18 protein-coding genes are annotated in these 21,261 nt (G+C 55.1%); 11 read left to right on the top strand and 7 right to left on the bottom strand.

Going from position 1 to position 21,261, the window contains the following annotated elements; translation table 11 throughout:
- Positions 1-34: 34 nt before the first annotated feature.
- Positions 35-751: a phytochelatin synthase family protein gene (locus AC1DTQ_RS10100; protein ID WP_477849442.1), complete on the top strand. Its 717-nt coding sequence runs from the start codon at positions 35-37 to the stop codon at positions 749-751.
- A 303-nt stretch (positions 752-1,054) separates the two neighbouring features.
- Here the strand turns inward: AC1DTQ_RS10100 and AC1DTQ_RS10095 are convergent, their stop codons facing one another.
- The 3 genes from AC1DTQ_RS10095 to AC1DTQ_RS10085 form a co-directional block, all read right to left on the bottom strand.
- Positions 1,055-1,312 carry a helix-turn-helix domain-containing protein gene (locus AC1DTQ_RS10095; protein WP_477849440.1) on the bottom strand — a complete coding sequence of 86 codons (258 nt, stop codon included), beginning with the start codon at positions 1,310-1,312 and terminating at the stop codon, positions 1,055-1,057.
- A 1-nt stretch (position 1,313) separates the two neighbouring features.
- Entirely contained in the window at positions 1,314-1,826 is a 513-nt protein-coding gene (locus AC1DTQ_RS10090) for a DUF2975 domain-containing protein (RefSeq protein WP_477849439.1), read from the bottom strand.
- A gap of 215 nt (positions 1,827-2,041) precedes the next feature.
- The gene (locus tag AC1DTQ_RS10085) at positions 2,042-2,278 is read right to left on the bottom strand and encodes an XAC0095 family protein (RefSeq protein WP_477849438.1); all 237 of its coding nucleotides are present in this window, start codon (positions 2,276-2,278) and stop codon (positions 2,042-2,044) included.
- A 716-nt stretch (positions 2,279-2,994) separates the two neighbouring features.
- Between AC1DTQ_RS10085 and hxsB the strand changes: the two genes are divergently transcribed.
- The 7 genes from hxsB (at position 2,995) to AC1DTQ_RS10050 (ending at position 11,276) form a co-directional block, all read left to right on the top strand.
- Positions 2,995-4,485 carry a His-Xaa-Ser system radical SAM maturase HxsB gene (gene hxsB, locus AC1DTQ_RS10080; RefSeq protein ID WP_477849437.1) on the top strand — a complete coding sequence of 497 codons (1,491 nt, stop codon included), beginning with the start codon at positions 2,995-2,997 and terminating at the stop codon, positions 4,483-4,485.
- Positions 4,485-5,678 carry a His-Xaa-Ser system radical SAM maturase HxsC gene (gene hxsC / locus AC1DTQ_RS10075; protein WP_477849436.1) on the top strand — a complete coding sequence of 398 codons (1,194 nt, stop codon included), beginning with the start codon at positions 4,485-4,487 and terminating at the stop codon, positions 5,676-5,678. Before hxsB ends, hxsC begins: the two co-directional genes overlap by 1 nt.
- Positions 5,618-6,352 carry a His-Xaa-Ser repeat protein HxsA gene (gene hxsA, locus AC1DTQ_RS10070; RefSeq protein WP_477849434.1) on the top strand — a complete coding sequence of 245 codons (735 nt, stop codon included), beginning with the start codon at positions 5,618-5,620 and terminating at the stop codon, positions 6,350-6,352. The genes hxsC and hxsA overlap by 61 nt, the downstream gene beginning before the upstream one ends.
- A gap of 149 nt (positions 6,353-6,501) precedes the next feature.
- Positions 6,502-7,845, top strand: coding sequence for a hypothetical protein (locus tag AC1DTQ_RS10065; protein WP_477849432.1), 1,344 nt, complete (start codon positions 6,502-6,504; stop codon positions 7,843-7,845).
- Complete coding sequence (locus AC1DTQ_RS10060; protein WP_477849431.1) at positions 7,769-9,235, top strand: nucleotidyl transferase AbiEii/AbiGii toxin family protein; 1,467 nt, start codon at positions 7,769-7,771, stop codon at positions 9,233-9,235. Before AC1DTQ_RS10065 ends, AC1DTQ_RS10060 begins: the two co-directional genes overlap by 77 nt.
- A 72-nt stretch (positions 9,236-9,307) precedes the next feature.
- Positions 9,308-10,252: a DUF4238 domain-containing protein gene (locus AC1DTQ_RS10055; RefSeq protein WP_477849430.1), complete on the top strand. Its 945-nt coding sequence runs from the start codon at positions 9,308-9,310 to the stop codon at positions 10,250-10,252.
- A gap of 547 nt (positions 10,253-10,799) precedes the next feature.
- Positions 10,800-11,276: a hypothetical protein gene (locus AC1DTQ_RS10050; RefSeq protein ID WP_477849429.1), complete on the top strand. Its 477-nt coding sequence runs from the start codon at positions 10,800-10,802 to the stop codon at positions 11,274-11,276.
- Positions 11,277-11,416: 140 nt separating this feature from the next.
- Here the strand turns inward: AC1DTQ_RS10050 and AC1DTQ_RS10045 are convergent, their stop codons facing one another.
- Genes AC1DTQ_RS10045 through AC1DTQ_RS10035 form a run of 3 tightly spaced genes read right to left on the bottom strand, consistent with a single transcriptional unit; the run spans position 11,417 to position 17,177 of the window.
- A complete protein-coding gene (locus AC1DTQ_RS10045) occupies positions 11,417-12,019 on the bottom strand; it encodes a hypothetical protein (RefSeq protein WP_477849428.1) in 603 nt (200 codons plus the stop codon).
- 14 nt (positions 12,020-12,033) lie between these two features.
- Complete coding sequence (locus AC1DTQ_RS10040) at positions 12,034-15,399, bottom strand: RHS repeat domain-containing protein (protein ID WP_477849427.1); 3,366 nt, start codon at positions 15,397-15,399, stop codon at positions 12,034-12,036.
- Positions 15,396-17,177, bottom strand: coding sequence for a hypothetical protein (locus AC1DTQ_RS10035; protein ID WP_477849426.1), 1,782 nt, complete (start codon positions 17,175-17,177; stop codon positions 15,396-15,398). The genes AC1DTQ_RS10040 and AC1DTQ_RS10035 overlap by 4 nt, the downstream gene beginning before the upstream one ends.
- A 403-nt stretch (positions 17,178-17,580) precedes the next feature.
- Here AC1DTQ_RS10035 and AC1DTQ_RS10030 point away from each other — a divergent pair, with 403 nt between their 5' ends.
- Positions 17,581-17,742, top strand: a complete 162-nt coding sequence (locus AC1DTQ_RS10030; protein WP_477849425.1) for a hypothetical protein — start codon at positions 17,581-17,583, stop codon at positions 17,740-17,742.
- Between the two features lie 153 nt (positions 17,743-17,895).
- Here the strand turns inward: AC1DTQ_RS10030 and AC1DTQ_RS10025 are convergent, their stop codons facing one another.
- Positions 17,896-18,471, bottom strand: coding sequence for a CGNR zinc finger domain-containing protein (locus AC1DTQ_RS10025; RefSeq protein ID WP_477849424.1), 576 nt, complete (start codon positions 18,469-18,471; stop codon positions 17,896-17,898).
- Between the two features lie 65 nt (positions 18,472-18,536).
- Here AC1DTQ_RS10025 and AC1DTQ_RS10020 point away from each other — a divergent pair, with 65 nt between their 5' ends.
- Positions 18,537-19,451, top strand: a complete 915-nt coding sequence (locus AC1DTQ_RS10020) for an EamA family transporter (protein WP_477849423.1) — start codon at positions 18,537-18,539, stop codon at positions 19,449-19,451.
- Positions 19,448-20,431, top strand: a complete 984-nt coding sequence (locus AC1DTQ_RS10015) for an aldo/keto reductase (RefSeq protein WP_477849422.1) — start codon at positions 19,448-19,450, stop codon at positions 20,429-20,431. Before AC1DTQ_RS10020 ends, AC1DTQ_RS10015 begins: the two co-directional genes overlap by 4 nt.
- The last annotated feature ends 830 nt before the right edge of the window (positions 20,432-21,261 follow it).

Raw genomic sequence — 21,261 nt, 5'->3', positions numbered from 1 at the left:
GTCCAAGCGCGGGGAGGGTGCGATGAAACGGTCCTTGGCCGTTGTCATGGGTCTGGTATTTTTTCTTCTGCTCGCAGGCGGAAGTCTTGCCTGGGATCGATACTTCCGAAAGCCGCAGGTAGAGAAGTTGCCGGTACCGGAATATCTGGTCTCCATGCAATCGCCCTCAGGCCAGAAGCTGGTCGCCGAAAGTGAATATCTGGCCGATTACCAAAGCCTTACCCAAAATTTCGTCGCGCAAACGCGCAGTTCCTACTGTGGCGTGGCCAGCGCCGTAGCCGTCATCAATGCCATGCACGGCAAGCAGGGGCATCTCGATCAATCCACGTTCTTCACCGACCCCGTCGAAGAGATCAAGCCTTCCTGGCGGGTGAGCGTGTCGGGAATGTCGCTGAACCAGCTCAGCGATCTGTTGCGTGCGCATGGCGTCAGGACGACGGTGGTCTATGCCTCCGACACGGACTTGGAAACCTTCCGCCGAATCGCACGAAAGAATCTGATGACGTCCGGGGATTTTCTACTGGTGAACTATCAACGCGCCGAACTCGGCCAGGCCGAAGGCGGCCACATCTCACCGCTCGCCGCCTATGACGCCGGCACAGACCGTTTCCTGATCCTCGACGTAGCCGCCCACAAATATCCACCGGTCTGGGTACCCGCAACCTTGTTGTGGGAAGCGATGAGCGCGCCGCTCAACCCTTCGTCCCCACGCACTCGCGGTTTTCTTATTGTCCGGGAAGGGGCTGTCTAAAAAGAGTTGGCCGAAGGGACCCCCTTCGCGACGCAGAGAAGGTGCGAGAGGGGTGCTCCGCTCTTGCCCCCTCCCTTGCGAAAGCAGGGGAGGGTTGGGGAGGGGTGCTCTTCGCGTGATCCCACACATTCTTCAGAAACCCGCACTGCATAAAACTTTCAGCCGTCATCCCCGCGAAGGCGGGGACCCAGCGACTTTGCTTGGTTCGTTTCGTCATGTAAGAGCGAAAGTCACTGGGTTCCCGCCTTCGCGGGAATGACGAATCAATTAGCTCTGCGCCTTCCAGGCTCTCCTTGCCGTTCTTCAAGCGCTCGCTTCGTCGCTTGCATCCGCAGCAACCGCATCGCCCGCCTGACCCTCCCGCCGAAACTCCAACAACTCCCCCGGCTGGCAATCCAGCGCCACACAAATCGCCTCCAGCGTGGAGAAGCGGATCGCCTTCGCCTTACCGGTCTTGAGGATGGACAGGTTGGCCACGGTGATGTCCACGCGCGTGGCCAGTTCGGTCAGGGTCATGCGCCGTTCGTGCAGTTTTTCGTCCAGGCGTACCAGGATCGCCATGTCACACCGTGCCTTCTAGGTCGGCGCGCATGCGCGCGCCGTGGGCGAAGACGCCGGCCAGGACGAACATCAGCAGCACCGCCAGCCAGGCGGCGGGCGAGAAGGCGTCGACCTTGCCCGGTTCCCACACCACCGCGGCAATCGCGGCGACGATCAGCCGCAGTCCTTCGAGCGCGGCGATGCTCCAGGCGATGGCGTTGAGGCGTTGGGCGTTCTGCAGGATGAAGGGGTCGCCGACGCGCACGGTGTCGACGATGGCCAGCAGGCGCCGCAGGACGGTGTGGACGATGGCCGCGCCGGCCAGGCCAACGACGATGATGGCGCGCAGGCCGTTGCCTACCTGGGGGTGGGCGTTGACCAGGTCGAAGCCGAGGGGGCGTTGCGGCCAGCCTTCTATGAAGAAGCTAAAGACCAGGAGCGCGGTGATGCACAGGGCATAGAAGGCGTTGAGGAGGGTCAGGCCCTGGATGACGGGCCGGGCAAGGGCGAGGGCTTGGGCGCTGGTGCGGGTCATGGCACGGTCTCCGGAGATATCGTTTAACGATATTAAGCGCATCGAAATACGATGCGCAAGCATGTCGGAGGTCATGTCGTGGAGGGGCGGGCCTCTTGGCGGCCACCCCCAACTGATAACCCCTCTCCCGTTTACGGGAGAGGGTGGCCGAAGGCCGGGTGAGGGCGCTCTTGGCGCGGACCCCCAAACCCCAGAATGCCACCCCAGCCCACCCCTTACGATGGCTGGAAGGTAGTACTACCCACAATCTGGTCCGCCACCTCAGCCAGCTGGCTGAAGCAGTGGGCCAGGCCGGTGCGGGGCAGGATCAGGTGGTCGGGGTGGAGGATTTCGGGGTGGCTGAGTTCGGCCAGTAGGTGCAGGTGTTGGCAGAGGGACTGCAGTTGTTGGTGGGCTTCTTCGGGGAGGTGGTAGCCGGGGGTGGGCACGGCGGTGCGGCGGGACTTGGACATGGCGGTACTCCGATCCGTGGGTACGCCCGCTTGCTAGGGGGCAGGCGGGATGTCGGGAGGCTAGAAACCGCACAGAGACGGCGGGCGTATTCCCCTTTCGGGTGTTTTATTAGCCCACTCCCGACGCAGAAATCTGCGCCGGTCTTATGCCCAACTTCGGGCATAAAAAACCCACCAGTGTTTCGGAGGTGGGTACCGCTCTGTGTGGAGTTTCTAGGCCCCGTGGCGGAAGTCTGTTGCGCGCGCCGGTGGGCGTCAACTCACAAATGATTGAAGGATCGGCTGCGTGTGAATTATTTACGTTGCATACCGTGGCGGCGAATGATCGCATGCGCGAAAGAGCAAAGGTTGCAGCCGAAGCTAATGGGGAGCAGCATCGGACTTGGGGAAGCAGGTAATGGGGGAGGAATTATGGAAGCTCACGAGGCTTTCAACATCGCTTTGGGAGATGTCTTCTCGATAGACGTTGTCGCCAGAACAGCGCATCGTTATACCGGCGATTATTTCGTAGAGATCAACTCTGAGGCTGCGGGAATTCAGGTCCGTCTGATACCCATAAGGGGCGATGTCCAAATAGACGACATAGAGCGGCGTTTCCGCAACGACTTATTGGATGACTTGCTGAGAGAAAGGGTCAGAAGCCAAACCGCAGAACTACACGTTGTTCTGACGCAAGCAGCGCTACGGCAAGCCCAGCCGCGAACCGTAGAGTAGAAATGAGATTCGCCACCAAAGATGCGTTCGAAGGCGCTTCGGGTTACCGCTTGCTGCCCTTGCGTTTCCGCAGGCTACCTTGGGATCAGGAACGTGTTTTCGTCTCCTCCATGTCGGGTGACTGGCTGGTAATGCTTCATGCTGATCTCGCGCGCGCGGTCAGTGGTTCTCTGAATCCGGGTGAATCGCTGTTCGCGGACATGGAAGCGCGAAATCTGATCGCAACAGATCCAGACCGTTCTACTTTGGCGCCACTACTTAGTCAGTACCGGACACGAAAGGCTTATCTGCAAGGTGGGCCAGCGCTACACATCTTTGTCGTATCCCTGCGCTGTCACCACACCTGCTCCTATTGCCAGGTTTCCAGACAGCCGACGACCAAAGCCGAGTTCGACATGTCGGGTATCGCTGCACAGCATGCGGTAGATCGTCTATTCGAATGGCCTTCTGAACGACTCACGATTGAGTTTCAGGGCGGCGAGCCCTTGCTGCATTTTGACAGGGTGAAATCGCTGACCGAGATGATAGAAGCGCGCAACAAGACCGAAAATCGGATTCTTCGGTTTGTCTTGGCCTCTACGCTTCACAATCTGACAGAAGATCAGTTGGCTTTCTTTAAAGAACACCAGTTTCAGCTGTCGACCTCATTAGATGGCCCCGAGTGGCTCCACAACGCCAACAGGCCAAGACCGGAGCGTGATAGTTATCGTCGAACAGTGGAGGGAATAGAGCGAGGCAGAAGGGCCCTGGGTGAGGATTCAGTATCCGCATTAACGACTTTAACCAGTCGAAGCCTGGAAGTTCCCATTGAGATCATCGATGAATATAAGAGGCAGGGATTCCACTCGATCTCCTTGCGTCCGCTGAGCCCCTACGGCTTCGCAAAAAAGACCAAGATTCGAAACGGATACACGATCCCAGACTTTTTGCGATTCTACGAGGCCGCACTTGATCATATCTTGTCGGTAAACCGTGGTGGATACGCCATGGAGGAGACCTATGGAAGCTTGCTGTTATCGCAATTGCTGACACCTTTTAGCCACGGCTATGTCGATCTCCGTTCACCGACCGGCGCTGGGCTGGGCACGGTGGTCTACGACTATGACGGCCAGGTTTACCCATCAGATGAGGCACGCATGCTAGCCGCTATGGGTGATCACACCTTCTCTATGGGAAGGGTGGATCAGTCTGTTGCTACTTGGCTTGCTTCACCAGCAATGAAGAGGCTCATGACCGCTGGCGTAGCTGAGTCGCTACCGACCTGCTCTGATTGCGCTTATGTCCCTCTCTGCGGCGCAGATCCGATCGATCACTACGCACGCCAAGGGGACTCCATCGGGCATCGGCCGACAAGTGATTTCTGCCGCAAGCAGATGGGTCTGTTTGACTTGCTGTTGGAAAGAATGGAAACGCTCTCCTCCATCGATCTGGCTACGTTGGAGCGCTGGGTATTTCGCTCTCGCGAGCCAACGGCCCTAAAGGAAGTTGCCTAATGCTCGCCCTCGAAGCCAAGGTTGAGATGCAGGGGTGGCAAGAGCCCGCGCTGTTGAAGGTGGCCAGCCTGAAGGAATTCTGGCAGGGGAAATTCCCGTTAGAAAATATGATCTTGGATCTTCGGTCTGATCCAGCAAAAGTCTCCTCGGAATCCCTACTGGCTCTCCCTTGGGCCGGATTCTTGAGCAGTGATGGCGTGGCTGCTCCGAGCGGGCGTCCAAGTCTTAAGCTGCTTGGCGACCAAGCCATTGCGCAAGCGGGGGATGTGATTGAAGTCAAACCCTCCGTATCGAAGGTCGCGGTGCGGTATCGACGCGGCGATAACGGCAACGTTCTATTTGCTACTGAGCGATGCAACAGCTTCTGTCTAATGTGTTCGCAGCCTCCGCGTCAGATTGAAGACGATTGGCGCGTGTCGCATCTCTGCGAGCTTGCAAAGCTAATCGATAAGGAAGAGCCCTCGATTGCGATTAGCGGCGGCGAACCCACTCTGCTGGGAGATGGATTAACCCAGATTATTAGAGTATGTGCGGATGCGCTGCCTGATACGCATATCCACATTCTTTCTAATGGCCGCAACTTTGAAAATGCGATGTATGCAGACAAGTTCAAGGCCCTGCATCCTTCATTGACCTGGGGCGTGCCGCTATATGGCGACCATTTCCGGCTGCACGATTACATAGTGCAGAGCAGCGGGGCTTTTGCTGAAACTATCAAAGGGCTGTATGCATTGCATGCGGCGAGGCAGCGCATTGAGATTCGCGTGGTCTTAGTGAAGCCCACGGTCGAAAGACTGTCCTCGCTGGTGAGATACATCTATCAGAACCTGCCATTTGTTGAGCATGTGGCTTTGATGGGCATCGAGCCAATTGGGTTTGCCAAGGCGCATCACGAAGCCCTATGGATTGATCCAGTTGACATGGCTGGAACGCTCCGTGAGGCAGTCGGCTTCTTGGATCAGAGAGGTATGTCGGTGTCCCTTTACAATTTGCCACTCTGCACATTGCCAGATGCACTAAGGCCATTCGCGCGTCGAAGCATTTCAAATTGGAAGCAAGACTATCTGCCAGCGTGTGCAGAATGCGACATCAAATCAGACTGCGGTGGCTTTTTTGGGTGGATTACCCCTGAATGGACCAGTCGCGGAATCAGGCGAGTAAAGGTGGAGGAACAAGTATGCGCAAGACACTGACATTCACCGGGGCTGCGCTTTCCAGTCTGCATGGGTCTTTGCAGGATCAAAGCACCTCCGTTTTAGATGCCAACGTATCCGCGCTTGCCGAACGGGATGCCAGTTATGCGGTGACCCTCAGTGCGCCCCTCAACGTGAATATGGAAAATATGTATGCGGGCCATAGGTCCCATAGCAGCCATAGCTCGCACAGGTCCCATAGTTCGCACTACTCGGGAAGTGGCTCTTCATACTCACCACCTCCAGCGCCGCGCTCCACTTACACGCCACCTCCGGCGCCGCGCCCCACTTACGCGCCACCTCCGGTGCCGCGAACTACCTACACACCTCCAAGCACGTATCGACCTTCTACGGCGCCGGAGCCGAGTAGCTATCAGCCCAGCACTCCCAAGTCTTCCAGTGTTACCAGCAAGCCTTGGCGTAATTATGGAACCCAGCAATCGTTGGAGCCAAGCCGTTCACCACGGCCTTCAACTGATCAGCTTCAGTTGATGATTATGCGAGTTCAAGCGGCGCTCTACTCCAAGGGATACGATCCCGGCGCCATAGATGGAGTGTTGGGTGCTACAACGAAGTCTGCGCTAGGAAAATTTCAGACCGACCATGGGCTAATTTCATCTGGGGCCATGACTACGGAGACTTTGAATGCGCTTGGCGTGTCATTGCGGCCATAGCATCGGAATGTCGGATTTCGCGAGCCCATAGAATGGATTGCAGAGGTATTGCGATGACGACCGAAGAGCAAGCGCATCAATCAGTCCGAACACTAAGTAGATGGGTAGACCGCGTCCTGCGTATTCCCAGCACGATTGAATGCCCGACTATGGAAATCATCGGCCGGGATTTCGAACCACCTCTTTTCTCCGGGCCGGGTCATATTGAAATCCTCTCACGTACGCGGATCGGCTTCGTCATGCATGCAACCCCAGCGGACGGGGGTGAGGCCTTCAAGCGCATAGTTCGCGCACAAAAGAATCCATATAACATCCGTGACCAGTTCAGGATCGTTGCAACTGCTTACGACGGAACCGAGTGGAATGGCGGGTGGACCCATCTGGATCTGGGGGAAACCACAGCTAGTGTATGGCGAATATCTGGAAGTATTCGCTCCTTGATGACTGACGTGTCCGGACGTTGGGTTTCTAAGGAGCCTGGCGTAGAGGTCGTTTACGATTCAAAACTGCGTCTTCCTATACCAATGAACATGGTGACCTCGATAAAACGAGCGGATCGAGAGGTGTTCTGGTCCAGAGGGCCCGGATCGAAATCGATAGAAGTTGTCGGTACGCATGTCGAGTTCTTTCACGCACCGGAGGGAAACATAATCTGGGCGAAAGCTCATGCTTCCAAGTTATTCCCACATCCGTATGCAGAGAACTGGATCAGCGAGCCCCTGTCTTTGCTGCTAGGACAGCTGGTTTTTCCGAGATTAGTAGCTAGGAACTTTGGGGGCGGGAAGGCGATTGTTTGGCTGAGGCCATCTCCTACTCACAATGCCTTCGCTTTGACATCTTCGATCCTGGAGCAAGATTCGTATCTTGCAGGGGATCATTTTTGGGAAATGTACAGCGATATTCTCACAATGATTGTCCATGCCAGAGACAAATCCGGCGAACCGAATTTTGAGTCGCACCCTCTTACTCAGTATTACCACGAGATAATCCAGGCATCTACGGGATCTCATTGGGTTCTTTGCATGACGCTGGCTAGCGTTGTGGAGGGAGTCTCAAATCTGATGTTTACTAGCGACGAAAGAAAGTCAGACTTTCAAGAGAGTGACCTTAAAAGCATTAAGCGTCATGTTGAGCTTTGGGAGGGAGACAAACTGCTAAAGCAGAGGATCGTAAACTCCGTTGCTCACGCTGAAACTAAAGGCATCGTTCAGTCGCTTAAAGCTCTTGCTAAAAACGGTGCTATCACCAAGTTGCATATCGATACGTGGCAGTCAGTACGAAATCAAGTGATGCATGGTGTTTTAGTTTCTCCATGGTCAACGCAAGAGCTTGACGAGCGAATACACAGTCTTATAGAGCTTGTCCACCGGATCAGCACAGCCTACATCAGAAAGTGCGTCGCACTCTCGTCGATGGATGATCAGACAGCAAGCGACAGCAGTGCGGGCGATGAACCTTCGCCAGATTCTGGAGCTAAGACCGATGATCTATGATTCTGAGATTGATGAAAAATCCAGTGAGCTGGGGGTCAATACTGCCAATGTGCAAAGGGACTACGCATTCGGCTGGTTGCTTTCCTCGTTCTATCAGCCGAACAACGCATTATCTGAACACTTGGTCTTGAAAGGTGGAAACTGCTTCCGAAAAGCTTATTTTGAGTTTGCTCGATACTCAAGCGATCTTGATTTTTCGACAAAGTCAAAAGTTGACGCCGGCTTTCTGCTTGAATCTATAAAGCAAGCATGTGCACATGCTAATGAAAACAGTGGCATTGAGTTTTTGATCGATGAATCTAGAGTTGGCGAGAAGCGAATGGTAGATGGAGAGTCCCGCTTCTTTGAAGCTCGGGTCTACTTCAAGAGTTTTTACGGAGAAGATGAAGACCTCCGGATTAGGGTAAGTTTGGACGTAAAGGACTTCGACAACATATTCTTGCCAGTGCAGTCGAGACAGATTATCCATAGCTACTCTGATTTTGCGTTGTGTCGGGCGAACATTCGATGCTTCAAGCTGGAAGAGTTATTGGCGTCAAAGCTCAAAGCTCTTCTTCAACGACGCCATTCACCTGACTTGTACGATTTCGTGCACTCTCTGTTCTTTCAGAAGTCGCTTGCGGTATCTAAGCGCGAGATTCTATCGACCTTCTTGAAACAAACGATCTATGACGGTAGTCCGGAAGCGGCAAAAGGCCTCCTTCTCTCACTCCCGTTCCAGCTGATCAAAGGATTCTGGAACGAATATTTGGTGTGCCCGGCAAACTCTGAGATTGGTTTCGATGACGCCGAAAGCTGGTTTAAAAGTTTGGTTGTTGAGATATTTTCTTTGGCGGAACCTCGATTCAATTCAGGGACGCATGGGGCTGGGTCGATCTATTTCTCCTCAGACATAAGAAATACGATCATGGAAGGCGGTCGCCTCAAGCGCCTCCTAATCTTGATGTACGGAGGATACGAAAGACACGTTGAGCCGTACGCTCTTGTATTCAAGCGTAAATCAGATGGAGTGGGGAGAGAATATTTTTACGCATACGATAGGACGGGTGGCAGCAGCGGAACGACAAGCATAAAGACCTTCACGGCCGACAAGATCGAGTCCATTGCTGAGACTCAGCAAGAGTTCGAGCCTCGATATCCGATTGAACTCGCGAAGGCGGGTTCGTTCTTTGGGACAGGGCGGTTTGGATCTGGTCGAGCAAGCCCCAAGCCGTCATCTGTCGCACGCGTTAGAGCGCAAAAAAAGGGGTTGTCGGCGACTCGAGCTTATGTCCTTCAGTGCCCCTATTGCCTGAAGAAGTTTAGTCGTTCCTCCTTTGATGCGAGGCTCAACAAGCACACGGACAGGTTCGGCAATAGCTGTTACGGCCGTATGGGTAGCTTTGTTTGAAGATACAGGCGCATACCCTGCCAGTACCTGATCTGAGGGTGCTGGATCAATCACCGCGGAGGTTTCTAGTAGATGGCCCTCGATCACTACGTTTCTCAGGTGCATTTGAGGAAGTTCTATGCGCACGATCTGAATCGGCTCCTGCATGCAGTGCGGAAGCGTGATGGGTTCTACTTCACTCCAAACGCTCGCTCCATCTGTCGGATAGATGAAGGCAATACGAATAGGTATTTGAATGAACCACGCGCTATTGAGGACTTCCTCACAACCATAGAGCCGAACTATGACCGTGCACTAAGGGCGTTCGCCATTCGAGAGCCAACGAGGGAGGACCTTTACGTTATTGCGGGCTTCATTGCATATGTTCTAACTTGCACGCCGGCAACGCTGCGCCTCGAGTCCTATCCTATGGCACGTATGATCGAGCAGGTCGGCAGCGCGCTAGACAGCGCAGGTGAGTTTCCTGAAATGCCATCTTCTCTCGGCTCTACATTTGAAGAAGCGATTCAAAGTGGCCGGCTTACGGTGAGCGTGGACCAGATGTATCCACACGCCATAGGCGTTAGTCAGATCTATTCTCGGCTGAGTACGTTTGGAAACTCTGACTGGGTGGTCTTAACGAACAATACCGATAGGCCATTCATGAGTAGTGATTTTCCGGTTGCCTACGGTCCTGAGACAGTTGGTCCCTTCCAGTACAGGACGTTTCCACTTAGTCCTACGTTAGCGGTAAGGATAAGAAGCCGAGAAGATTCAAGAGTGTCAGACGAAGAGTTCCAGTTTCCAAACAACAGAATGTTCTTCGGGACGCTGGGCAGAAACGAGGTTGGAGTGGTGAATCAGAGCATCGTGCGGTGTGCTGAAAGCACTGTGTACTCATCCACGATGGATGACTCTTTAAGAAGGTTCATTTCTAAGAACTCTAATTTTAGAATCGAGCCTTCGCACGCTAGGGTGGGTCCGTATCAGATGTTCGGCAGCGGCATTCAGCCTCACGTGTGGCCGGCGCCCGAGTAAGTCTGGGGTTTGCTTGCAGAACCCATAACAGAGCTTGCGAGGGGCTATCTCGGCTGCAGGCATCCAAATTCATCCCCGCCAGCCTTTTAGGCCGGGTCGCCACCCAAATCATCCCGCCTGTTTGCCAGAGAGCTCTGGCCTCCCCCCCTAAATTCCCAACCTCTGAGCAAAACTTCCCGCGCGCAAGGCAAAGGAGCTTGCAAATCCGAGCCTTGCCGAGCCGATCGCCGGGCAGGGAAAGTCGGGAGTAGGGCAGAACGCTTCAGCGATGGACTGCAGAGCCTTGCGCCTGGCTCCCAAAGCCCGAATTTCGCAAACCTTTTTGCTGGCCGCGCGAGCCTGTTTGCCCTGGATCGGGGCTCGGAGGGTTGCGAGTGGAGCGCGTGCGGTCCGCCACTGGGATTTACGGCTCGCGCCAACGATTCGGCCGGCGAACCCTGGGCGGCTGGCTCCTGCAATTGTGAGTAGGAAGCCCGTGAAAGGAGGACTAGGCTTGACTTGCCGGCCAAGCGGGCCGGTAACACTGACAAGGAATGAAGGAACGCACATGAGTCAGAACCTGATCGACCTCAGCCTCACCCCCGAAGCACTCAACGCCATCGACGGCGCCCTCAACACCCTGGAGACCCAGCTAAGCGGCTTGCTCGCACTCAGCCCCGACCAACGCCGCCAACTCACAAAAATGGGCGACAAGTCTGAAGCCTTCTGCCGGCAGGCCGTGGACGTCCTGGGCGAGAATCCCGGCATCCTGCCCGTCAACTTCGACTACCCCGGCTTCCGCCGCGACCTGGCCATGCTCGACGCCCTGCGCCCGCGCCTCATACGCCTGGCCCGCCTGCAAGAGCGCAGCGACGACACGGCCATGGCCCTGGGCAGCGACCTGATGACCAATGCACTCGAGGGTTACGCCTTCCTCAAGATCGCCGGCAAAGGCGAAGGCCTGGACGCCCTGCGCAAGATGCTGTCGGCACGCTTCGACCGCAACACAACCAAGGTAGCCAGCGCTCCGGTGCAACAGATCTAAGCGCCCTCATCGGTCCGCAAGCAAACAAGGCCCCGCATGTCGGGGTCTTGTTTCATTTCGCGTGCTACCGAAAAATTCAGATACCAGTCCCTAGGGAAAAAGAGGTTAGAAAAAAAAGCAGCGGTGAGCTGAAGCCCATCCTACAGCCCTTTAAGACCTGTCCTATACATTTCCGGGCTCGATCCGCCCTCAGATTCACCACTTAGGATATCCACAGAAAAATTCACCTCTTCCCCAATAGCTGCATCCCATCCGATACCTTCGATTCGATCGTCGGTGATGAGTTTGATCTCAAGCCCATCCCAAGAAAGATGATTCGTAGCCCAACTGAAGCCTCCTTCACTATATGCAGCCAGTCTGGTGAAACTTACAAAAATCATTAAATGTTTTTTTTCGATAACTATTGCGCGCTTAATTGGTACTACATCAATGACCGAGTAGCCTCTCGGGTCGTCAACAGGAACCCAATATCCTTGTCCATCGACGACTACGCAGACGACATTGGAATTGGGCGTTGGCAGAACTGCACTTAGCCCCTCTGAACCCCCTATGAAATGGCCGACCCAAGGCTCTCCCTCAACCGGCCTAACCTCCAGTAGGACGTCTCGCCCAATTGTGTCCAACTCAACCATCGTTTTGTCATTGCGATCATTCTTCCTATAAAACCGCAAGCTGTTGAGAGGCCTACTTAGTGAGAGTCCTACATCGTAATTTGAGCTGAACCCATTTTTACTCAGGAACACGTCACGCCTCCATACTAATCTGGTCTGAAGAATCTATGAGTTATGATCTCCGTCCGTCCGGATGGAGATGGTCTAACACCAATCTGGAAGGCCCCAGTTTTGCCGTTAAGCATCCCGGGCCTAGTGTAGAGAATGTAGCTATTGCTGATGATCTCCCTATTCCCGGCAAAGATGTGTTTGTTAAATGACTCAGGGAAATTATGAAACGGTCCAGGTTCGCTTGCTCGACGGATCAGCTCACGAGCAGAGTAAATCCAGTTCTTTCCGCTACCCGCTAGTGCTCTTGCCCCATCGTCAACCAAACCAGCACCATTCCTTGCAAGACCAGCGCCCGTGCCGCCCCCGCCCGCTAGCGCACCGAAAACTGCAACACCAAGCTCCGTTGCGGCCGCACCTTCAAGTTCATTATTGTGAATTGGTATCTGGGGTGCTCCGCCCCTCAGAAACGTTCCAATCGGGTCTAACGCAAGAGAAGCAGTCTGCAGCGCCGTATTGCCTACCTGCTTCAACGCCCCTACGGTGTTCGTGCCCGCCGTGCCAGACTCACCTCTTTCAACAAGTTCAGCGCTCGTTGGTAGTATTAGTTCGCGTATCGTTTCAGCTGCCTGGCGCCCATCGGGATCAGTGAATAGGTAAGGATTGTTGTTGGCGTACCGATACCGATTGAAGTTCGCTCCCGTGCTGCTGCCTGCCATTACTGGATCGACACTCAGGAACCTGCCAATCTGAGGGTCGTAATACCGCTGCTGCATATAAGTCAGGCTCGTGGCGCTATCCATTACGTGGCCGGTGTAGCCGATGCCGTCATAAGTCGGCTCATTCAGCGCTGCGCCGTAGGGCTCATAGTTGGTGCGGTCGATCACTGAGCCGGCCGCGTCGGTTACTGCCACTGGGCTGCCTAGCGCGTCGGTGTGCTGGTATTTCAATTGCGGATTGCTTTCATCGTGGACGCCTGCCTCGCGGATCGCAACTACGCTGCCGGCCAGATAAATGTTGTTGTAGCGCTTGCCCTTACGATAATCGAGATGGAAGTAGAGGTTTCCGTCGGAGGCATACTGCTGGTAATCGCAAGCGGTGGCGTTGCAGCTCAGAATCCGACGCCCATGCGCATCGTAGGCATACCACTCGGTATCGCTACCACGAAGACGATTGCCGTAATCAAAGCCAAAGTTAGCGCCATTCTTGTTACTTACGTTACCTTGCACATCGTAGCCAATGCCCACTATCGTGGCCCCGCTACTATTCTTTATATTGGTCAGGAGGTTGGTCACAGGATCGTACACATAATTCGCATAGTCCTTTACGCCCTCCAGCTTGGCAGACTTCAAATTGTCTAGGGCGTCGTAGGTATAGTTGAACTGTTGGCTGACTCCAAACATCACGGAGGACGCCCATCTGAGCCGGTCTAATCCGTCGTAACCCATCCAACGGTGTTGGGGTGTGGGCGTGCCGATGACATAGTCATATATGGCGCTCACATTCGCGGCTTTATCGTATAGATACTCAAAATCAAGCGCGTTGCCGCCATCGGTCACGCGAGACGGCAGTTGGCGAGCATTCTGTGACATGTTATGTGTAAGACCATTGCCATACGTGAACTGCTTGACGGCCCCGTTGGGGTAATACTGCACGCTAGTAGCGTAGCTACCGGCCTGGGTTGCCTGGCCCAGCGCATTGGGCGCGTAGCTGACTGTCAGCGTGTTGGGATAAGTCAGCACACTGAGCGAACCATTGCCGTCGTAGGTGTATCCCAGCGAAAGAGGGGCCCCCGCGATGCTGGTTTGCTCATTGGTTAGCAAGCGACGCTTGTTATAGCTGTAGGTATTGGTCGTGGGTACGACATTTGCTTGGGTAGTGGTAACCAAGCTGGGCAATCCATCGGGCGTATAGTCCCAGGACTGGTTACCGTTACCATCCGGAAAGCTCAATGTCTTGAGTCGGCTGCGGGCGTCATAGGTTCGGTTAACGACTCGCCCCGAGGTCCATGCCTGGGGATGGTTACAACTGTTGAGATCGCCGTAACCTTGCAGGCCTGAGGCCGATTGGATCAGGTTGCTCGCGCCGTCATACCCGTATACGGTAGCGCCGATTTCGGGTTCTATGGTTTTGCACAGCTGCTGATCCGCCTGATACACATAATTCCGTGTGGCGATTACTCCATTCCCACCTCGGTTTAGCGCGGTAGGTTTCCCAAAAATATCGCGGACGATCGTCGTGTCCCTCCCCTCCGGCTCTTGAATGGTGACCGGCAAATCAAACGTCGGCGTGTCATACGCCATGTAGGTTATTGTGGTCTGCCAAGCGGTGTTGCCCGGCTGGCCTTTAGGGGGAGTAACGCGGGTCTTGAAGCCCGTCAGGTATTCGGTGGTTGTGGTCAATACGCCGAGCTCCGAATCCTGCTCGATGCGAACTACCCGATCCAGCGCATCGTAGGTCGTGCGCATCCCCTGGGTAACGGAATTGAAATCACCCACATTGGCTGTCGGGTTCGACTGGAAAGCCAAGCGACCGCCTACATCATAACGCTTTACCGTCTGGCTTAATGTTCCACCGATATTGGCGTAATCCAGCTGTTCTTCCAACACTGGACGCCACATAGCATCGTAATAAGTATTGACGTGCTTGTTGCCTTGGTAACGGCTCTGTCGCCAATGGCCGGCCGGTAGGCTATGTTCGTCGGCATTGATTTGCTGGAATGCCATTGTCACTGTGTTCCAGGCCGTACTATCGCCTGTTGGATAGACAATGCTCGACATGCGGCCCATGGCGTCATAACCATAAGTGTTGACGAAGCCGTTCTCGTCGGTGACCGCCATAATCCAACCGTTGTCATCGACTATCGCTGATCGGGTAGCTCCGGCTGGCGACTCGGGTGTACCCGGATATTGGATGGTTTGCGGAGTACCACGTTTCCAATTGCTCAATGTAGTCACGCTGTTGTTGCCATCAGCGACTGTCTTTACGGTACCCAACTGACCGCTGACAACGGTGGACGTGGTGTCATAGGTCAGAGTCTGCTGCAGCTTGCCGAAAGACTTAATAGTGAGCGGACGTGCGTACGTCGCATCGTAAGTAGTCTGGGATATGACTGTTCCCGAGGCACCGCAACCGACAGGGAGCGCGGTTGTCGGGGCCACGCACTTCACCTCGGCTGTCTGGCCCAGCACCCATTTGGTCGTATTGTCGTGATAGGCGATGCTTTCAGTTCTGCTATAGGATTGTGACTGCGCCGCCAGGGGTATCACCAGCAAAAGAAAGCCTAGTCCAATCCATGGTCTAAAGTTGTTCATAGCGATCCTTCTTTTGCGATTCAAGCTGACAGAGACTCCTTCGCGCAGGTCCTCAAGCTGAATATTATCCGCAGAATCTGCGGAACTCACGGTGTCACCGGCGCGCTGGATTTCGTGATGTTCAATGGGCGAGCAAAACTATCGAAAGAGTTGACGGTACTTGAAAATGCAACTCCATCTTGTGTAATAACCGTGCTTTTTACCGGCCGAATGAGCGTGCTGTCGTATTGCGAATAATGCGGGTTGAGGCCAATTTGGATGGCGAAAGGCGCTGTGGCGTCCGTGGTCAGCTGATAGTCGGATACCTTTTTGAACTTGATGTTGTCTGCAGAATCAAGAACCTGCTCTTCCAGCAATAACCCTTCGTTCGAATAGACGGTTGTGCCGTATCGGTAACGGGATTTGGTTCCATCAGGACGAGTCACGGAAGTCCATTTCCCTATCGCGGTTGCGGGATATCCATTGCTCGTTGAGTAGGTGGTTGTCTGAGAATTGATTCCTGGGCCAGAGGCAACTTTGGAAATCAATCCCCAGACGTCGTAATACGAGGGTTGCGGTCCGCTGCAAGTGGAGGCGGCTCCACGGTAAATTCGATAGCTTTGAAAAAGAAATGTTGTGCGCAATCCGCTAGGGTGAACGGCGTTATAGCTAAATGGACCTGGCCGGTCTCCATCTATGGGGTCGCATTCTTGGCCCTCGCCGTTTGGTATGGGTGTCAATTCGTATAAGTGCCCTGCTTTCGAGTAGGCCCAACTAGAAGTATCCGGAAGCGTTACCAACGATAATCCGCCGTCATTGGCAGTGGTCGTTGGAGAATAAGCGTACAGCCAGGTTTTACCGTTGGCTGTCGCACTCGAAATTTTCCCGTTGGTATAGGTGAGGTCAATCACGCGCCCATCGCTCGACGATATTTGCGTCAATTTGTCGCTTGCATACGTATAGTTGACCCAGTTCCCAAAAACGTCTTCAATACGCGTCGCCAGGATGAGTACCCGCTTTCTAGGGATTACAGTGAAAGGATAGAGTGGATATTTGGAGCGCATCGAGACTGCTTGTCGCTCAATTACCCAATTGAAGTAGTACTTTTCTCCCTCAGGAGTAACACCAATAAATCCCTCACCCGGGTAGCCATTGGCTGTTTGGGTCAAGCATCGGAATCGAATGTTGCCTCTCGCAACCCAGGGATAAGGCTGTCCATCCGACGGCGTGCCATGAGCGCCCGCTACAGAGAAAGCAAGCTTCTCATCGGAACTGCCAGGAATATGGAGGTTGTAACCGCTCCAGATATCCCACACGGCATAATGCGTTGTGCTTTCCGGATGAGGGCGCGCCGCATTTGAGCAACGGTTGGCAGTTGCCTGGGCGTTCTGATCTTGGACTACCCAACCCGCAGCCGAAAAGGTTCCCTCTAGGTACGGAACTTCTACATCCCAGTCGTCAAAACCGCCAAGAAAATTGTTGGATAGATCGACAGAACCTCGGCGCCGATCCTGGATGACTAGCCTTCTGCCAAGCGACACTGGCAAATCATTGTTGCCAGGTATGCTAACGTCGGTTATCGAAAATTCTGTAGAACCGGAGAAGAGAGAAACACGCTCGCCGAAAGTGTCATCTCCGAGTGCTGTGCGCTTCTGGGCTGCCGTAATCGAATCGGCGTACTCTTGGAAGGTATATCGACCGCTCTGTGCCTGGGCGAGCGGCGCCTGCAGTACGATAGCAATTGCAAAAAAGAAACGAAGCCGCGTCGGTGCTGTAAACATCCTTGTCTTCCCCTTATTTGGATAGTCTAAAAACTCACCGAGCCACAAGTTGGCCGGTGAATCTCCTTTTCTAACTACGCCCCAATCAGCAGCTTCTGGAAGCCGCATCGGATTTCTGTATACGCCGGCGGGAATCTTGTCGCAACAAGTTTCCGATGGGCGTAGCAACGGACCTCGTAACCAATAATTACAGGCATTATTGCCATCAATTATGGGATAGGGGAAATTCACCCTACGAACAGCCACTCAAGGCTCTTCTTTTCGCATCTAGGGAATAGTGTTGACTTCTGCTAACCCAATCAGGGTAGCGGCCGAGACTATGACCTCCGTGCCTATGACTACTGGTGTCCGGGTGACCAATGGTGTCTTCTTTGCTGGTTTGGCAATCCGAAGGGCTATCTAATGCGACGCGCGTCGCTCTCTGGTAAGAAAATGACATCAGATGACATATGCATTTCGATCGCATATGTTCTCTAGCTATTTTCTAACATGAGCCAGCCGACACACCGCCATGGCCCTGGGCGGCGACCTGATGACCAACGCACTCGAGGGCTACGCCTTCCTCAAGATCGCCGGCAAAGGCGAAGGCCTGGACGCTCTGCGCAAGATGCTGTCGGCACGCTTCGACCGCAACGCAACCAAGGTGCCCAGCGCTCCTGTGCAACAGGTCTAAACGCCCTCATCGGTCCGCAAGCAAACAAGGCCCGCATGTCGAGGCCTTGTTTCATCCAGATACCGAAAAAGAGCGCAGCCCGGCGGATCTTGACCGCCTTCCGGGAGTTGCACAGAGGCAGGGCCAGTAGTGGTTTTAACCTGCCTACGCGCGTTATTCCTGAGAGCGGTGGTAGTAACGCCTGGCCTTGTCCCGACTACCGCAATCCGCCATGTCGCACCAGCGCCGCTGGCCGTTGCGGGTCTGATCTTCGAACAGCCAGTCGCAGGCGGGACAATAACGAAGTCGTTCATGGCCGCTAGCGGTGACCAGATCGGCAGCGTCCAGAACGATCGGCGCAAACGCATCCGCTAGCGCCATTGGTTGCTTCCAGGTCCACGCCAGCGTGGCGGGGTCGATGGTTCGCCGGGCACACGCCTCTTCTACCCGGACGTTGAGGCGCCCAACCGCGTTTCGCGAAGGCAGCTCGCCATGCGCGAGTGGGCGCAAGACGGCGGCCAGCACGTCGCGGATTTCGATCGCCAGACTTAGGTCTCTAGGTTTCAGGGATCTTGCCGGCACCCCCACCGCCTCCATCCAGCGCCTCAGGTTGGCCACCGAGTCGAACCAGTCGTGCGTGCGCTCGGTGCCAGGCCAACTCACCGTGTTGACCAAGTCCAAGGAGGAGCGACCGCCCACAAGCTTGTACGTACCGCGGTAGCTGCCGGGATCAAGAGGTAATGCGTCCATCGGAAAATGTTACCACCAAAACGCATTTGACAGGTAATACATTGAGGGATACTGTTATTACCATCATGAACGAGTTAACCGGTAATAACAGGGCAACGCCTACGCTTATGGACCGCGTTCCACCGCACGTGTATTTCGTCGGCAGCGCGATCTTCCACTACCTGGGACCGTCCTTCGCCGTACTTCTGTTCGCCCGGGTTCCGGTGGGCGGCGTGGCTTGGTTGCGTATCGTTTCCGCCGCCGCGGTCTTCGCCCTTTGGCGCAAACCATGGAAATCTTTCTTCGCCGCCAGGCCATCCACGCAGAAAATCGTTGTGGCGCTCGGCGTCGTGTTTGCGCTGATGAACTACAGCTTCTACGTTGCGATCGACAGACTGCCCCTGGGTACGGTCGCGGCCATCGAATTCCTTGGCCCCATCGTCTTGGCCCTGGTCAGCGGTCGTTCGGTTCGCAACCTCGTCGCTCTGGTGTTCGCGATCTCAGGGGTCTACTTGCTTACCGATATTCGCTTAGCGGGCGATCCCGAAGCATTTGCCTGGGCCTTCGCCAACGCCGCTTTGTTCCTGCTGTACATCGTCCTCGCGCATCGGGTCGCGCGGGCGGAACCGGGGACAAACTCCCTCGATCGTCTGGGTGCGGCCATGCTGGTGGCCGCCGTCGTCGTGACCCCGCTTGGCCTGATCGATGCGGCGCCGGCGCTGGTTGATCCGATTGCACTGGCCGCGGGCATCGGCGTGGGCATCAGTTCGTCCGTCATCCCGTATGTCTTCGACCAACTCGCCATGGCCCGTCTCTCGCGAGCGACCTATGCGCTATTCATAGCGCTACTTCCCGCGACCGCCGTGGCGATTGGAGTCGTCGTGTTGCACCAGATTCCTTCCGTTGTCGAACTGATCGGCATTGCCTTAGTCGTTTTGGGTGTCGGCCTCCATCGCCAGGCCCCGGACCAAAACCAACAAGATCCAGGAGTAGCGCCATGAAGTATGTGAACCTCGGACGGACGGGTCTTAAAGTCTCGCGCCTCTGTCTGGGCGTGATGAGCTATGGTCTGCCCGAATCAAAGGACTGGATACTGCCGGAAGCACAAGGTCGTCCGTTCATCCAGCATGCCTTGGAGCAGGGCATCAATTATTTCGATACCGCAGACATGTACTCGCAGGGTGCCAGCGAGGAGATCCTCGGGCGCGCATTGCGCGACTTCGCGCGCCGCGAAGAGGTCGTGGTGGCTACCAAGGTCTACTACCCGATGGGCGATGGCCCGAATCGTCGAGGCCTTTCCCGCAAGCACCTCTTGCACGCGGTCGATGCGTCCTTGCGCCGCCTCGGCATGGACTATATCGACCTCTACCAGATTCATCGCTGGGATTACGAAACGCCTATTGAAGAAACGCTTGAGGCGTTGAACGATATCGTACGAGCCGGAAAAGTCCGCTATATCGGTGCTTCCAGCATGCATGCCTGGCAGTTCATGAAGGCACTGGCGACTTCAGAGCGCCAGGGATGGGCACGGTTCGTCTCAATGCAAAATCACTACAATCTTGTGTACCGCGAAGAAGAACGAGAGATGCTGCCGCTTTGCCGCTCGGAAGGCATCGCAGTGGTGCCCTGGAGTCCATTGGCGCGCGGCTTCCTTGCCGGCAATCGCTCGCAAGACGGCGGCGACACGGTCAGGGCGAAAACGGATGCATTCGCCCACAACATGTACTACCTGCCCTCCGACTTCCAAGTCGCCGAACGCGTTGCCGAGGTCGCCGCGCGACGCGGCGCGTCGATGTCGCCTGCGCAAGTCGCATTGGCCTGGCTACTTCACCAGCCTGGTGTGACGGCCCCCATCATCGGCGCCACGAAAATGATCCATCTGGATCAGGCAATCGCAGCATGCTCGCTGACGCTTGATGCGAACGAACTCGCTGCATTGGAAGCGCATTACCAGCCACACCGTGTCTTGGGCCATGAGTGAGCGCATCGGTTCGCCTCAACCAAGAGGGAACCAAGGCAGCCAGCGCTCCAATGCAACAGATCTGAGCGCCTTCAGGGGTCCGTGAGCAAACAAGGCCCCGCAGGTCGGGGCCTTGTTTCATTCCGCGCCGAACTTCATCGAACAGCCAGGGCCTTGGCAGCGTAGATCCTGGATTGCTTATGACCGCGGCATCTTCCGTAGTAGGCATTAGACCGCCTCGGTGCCGGTAAACACCCGCAATGTTGCATGCGCTGCCGACTCGTGATCACCGTAATCCCTTGTGTCGTATAGGTAAAGGGCCGATTGACGCCCCCCCAAGCCCCACCCACAATCCGCGCTACACCCCGCTTTGGGGTCTAATCGTAGTTAGGGCGCAATGAAAATTTCAGTGGTCTTCATATCAGCTTTAGCGATCTGCATGTCTGCATGCGGGACTTTGACCACCAGTTCCCTGCCTCATATCGATATGCTGCAGCTCAAGGAGTCATTCTCTTCGTATAAAGACAGGCGGGTGATCGTTCATGCCTGCACCTATCCTCACCCGCTGGGTGCGGTAGCAGTAGTTAGTTGCGACCCCTCTCTAACTGCGAATCATCTAATAACGGTCATGACCGTAGATCGCACGAATGAAGATATCCTTGCTCAGTACGAGAATCTGTTCAAAGTGCTTGGGTCCGCCTACGAGATGGACATAACCGGGATTCCTCGACTAGGGCCACACGGCACGTCGCACCTCCTAGAGTTTGAATCGGCCGCTCAAATCACTGAGGTCAAGGCATGCTCGCTATCGTCGATTGCTGGATCATGCGATTGACCTATGCCACGTTTGG

It is taken from the genome of Pseudoxanthomonas sp. P4_B2, assembly GCF_056402315.1.
This window is presented reverse-complemented; position numbering and strand designations above follow the sequence as displayed.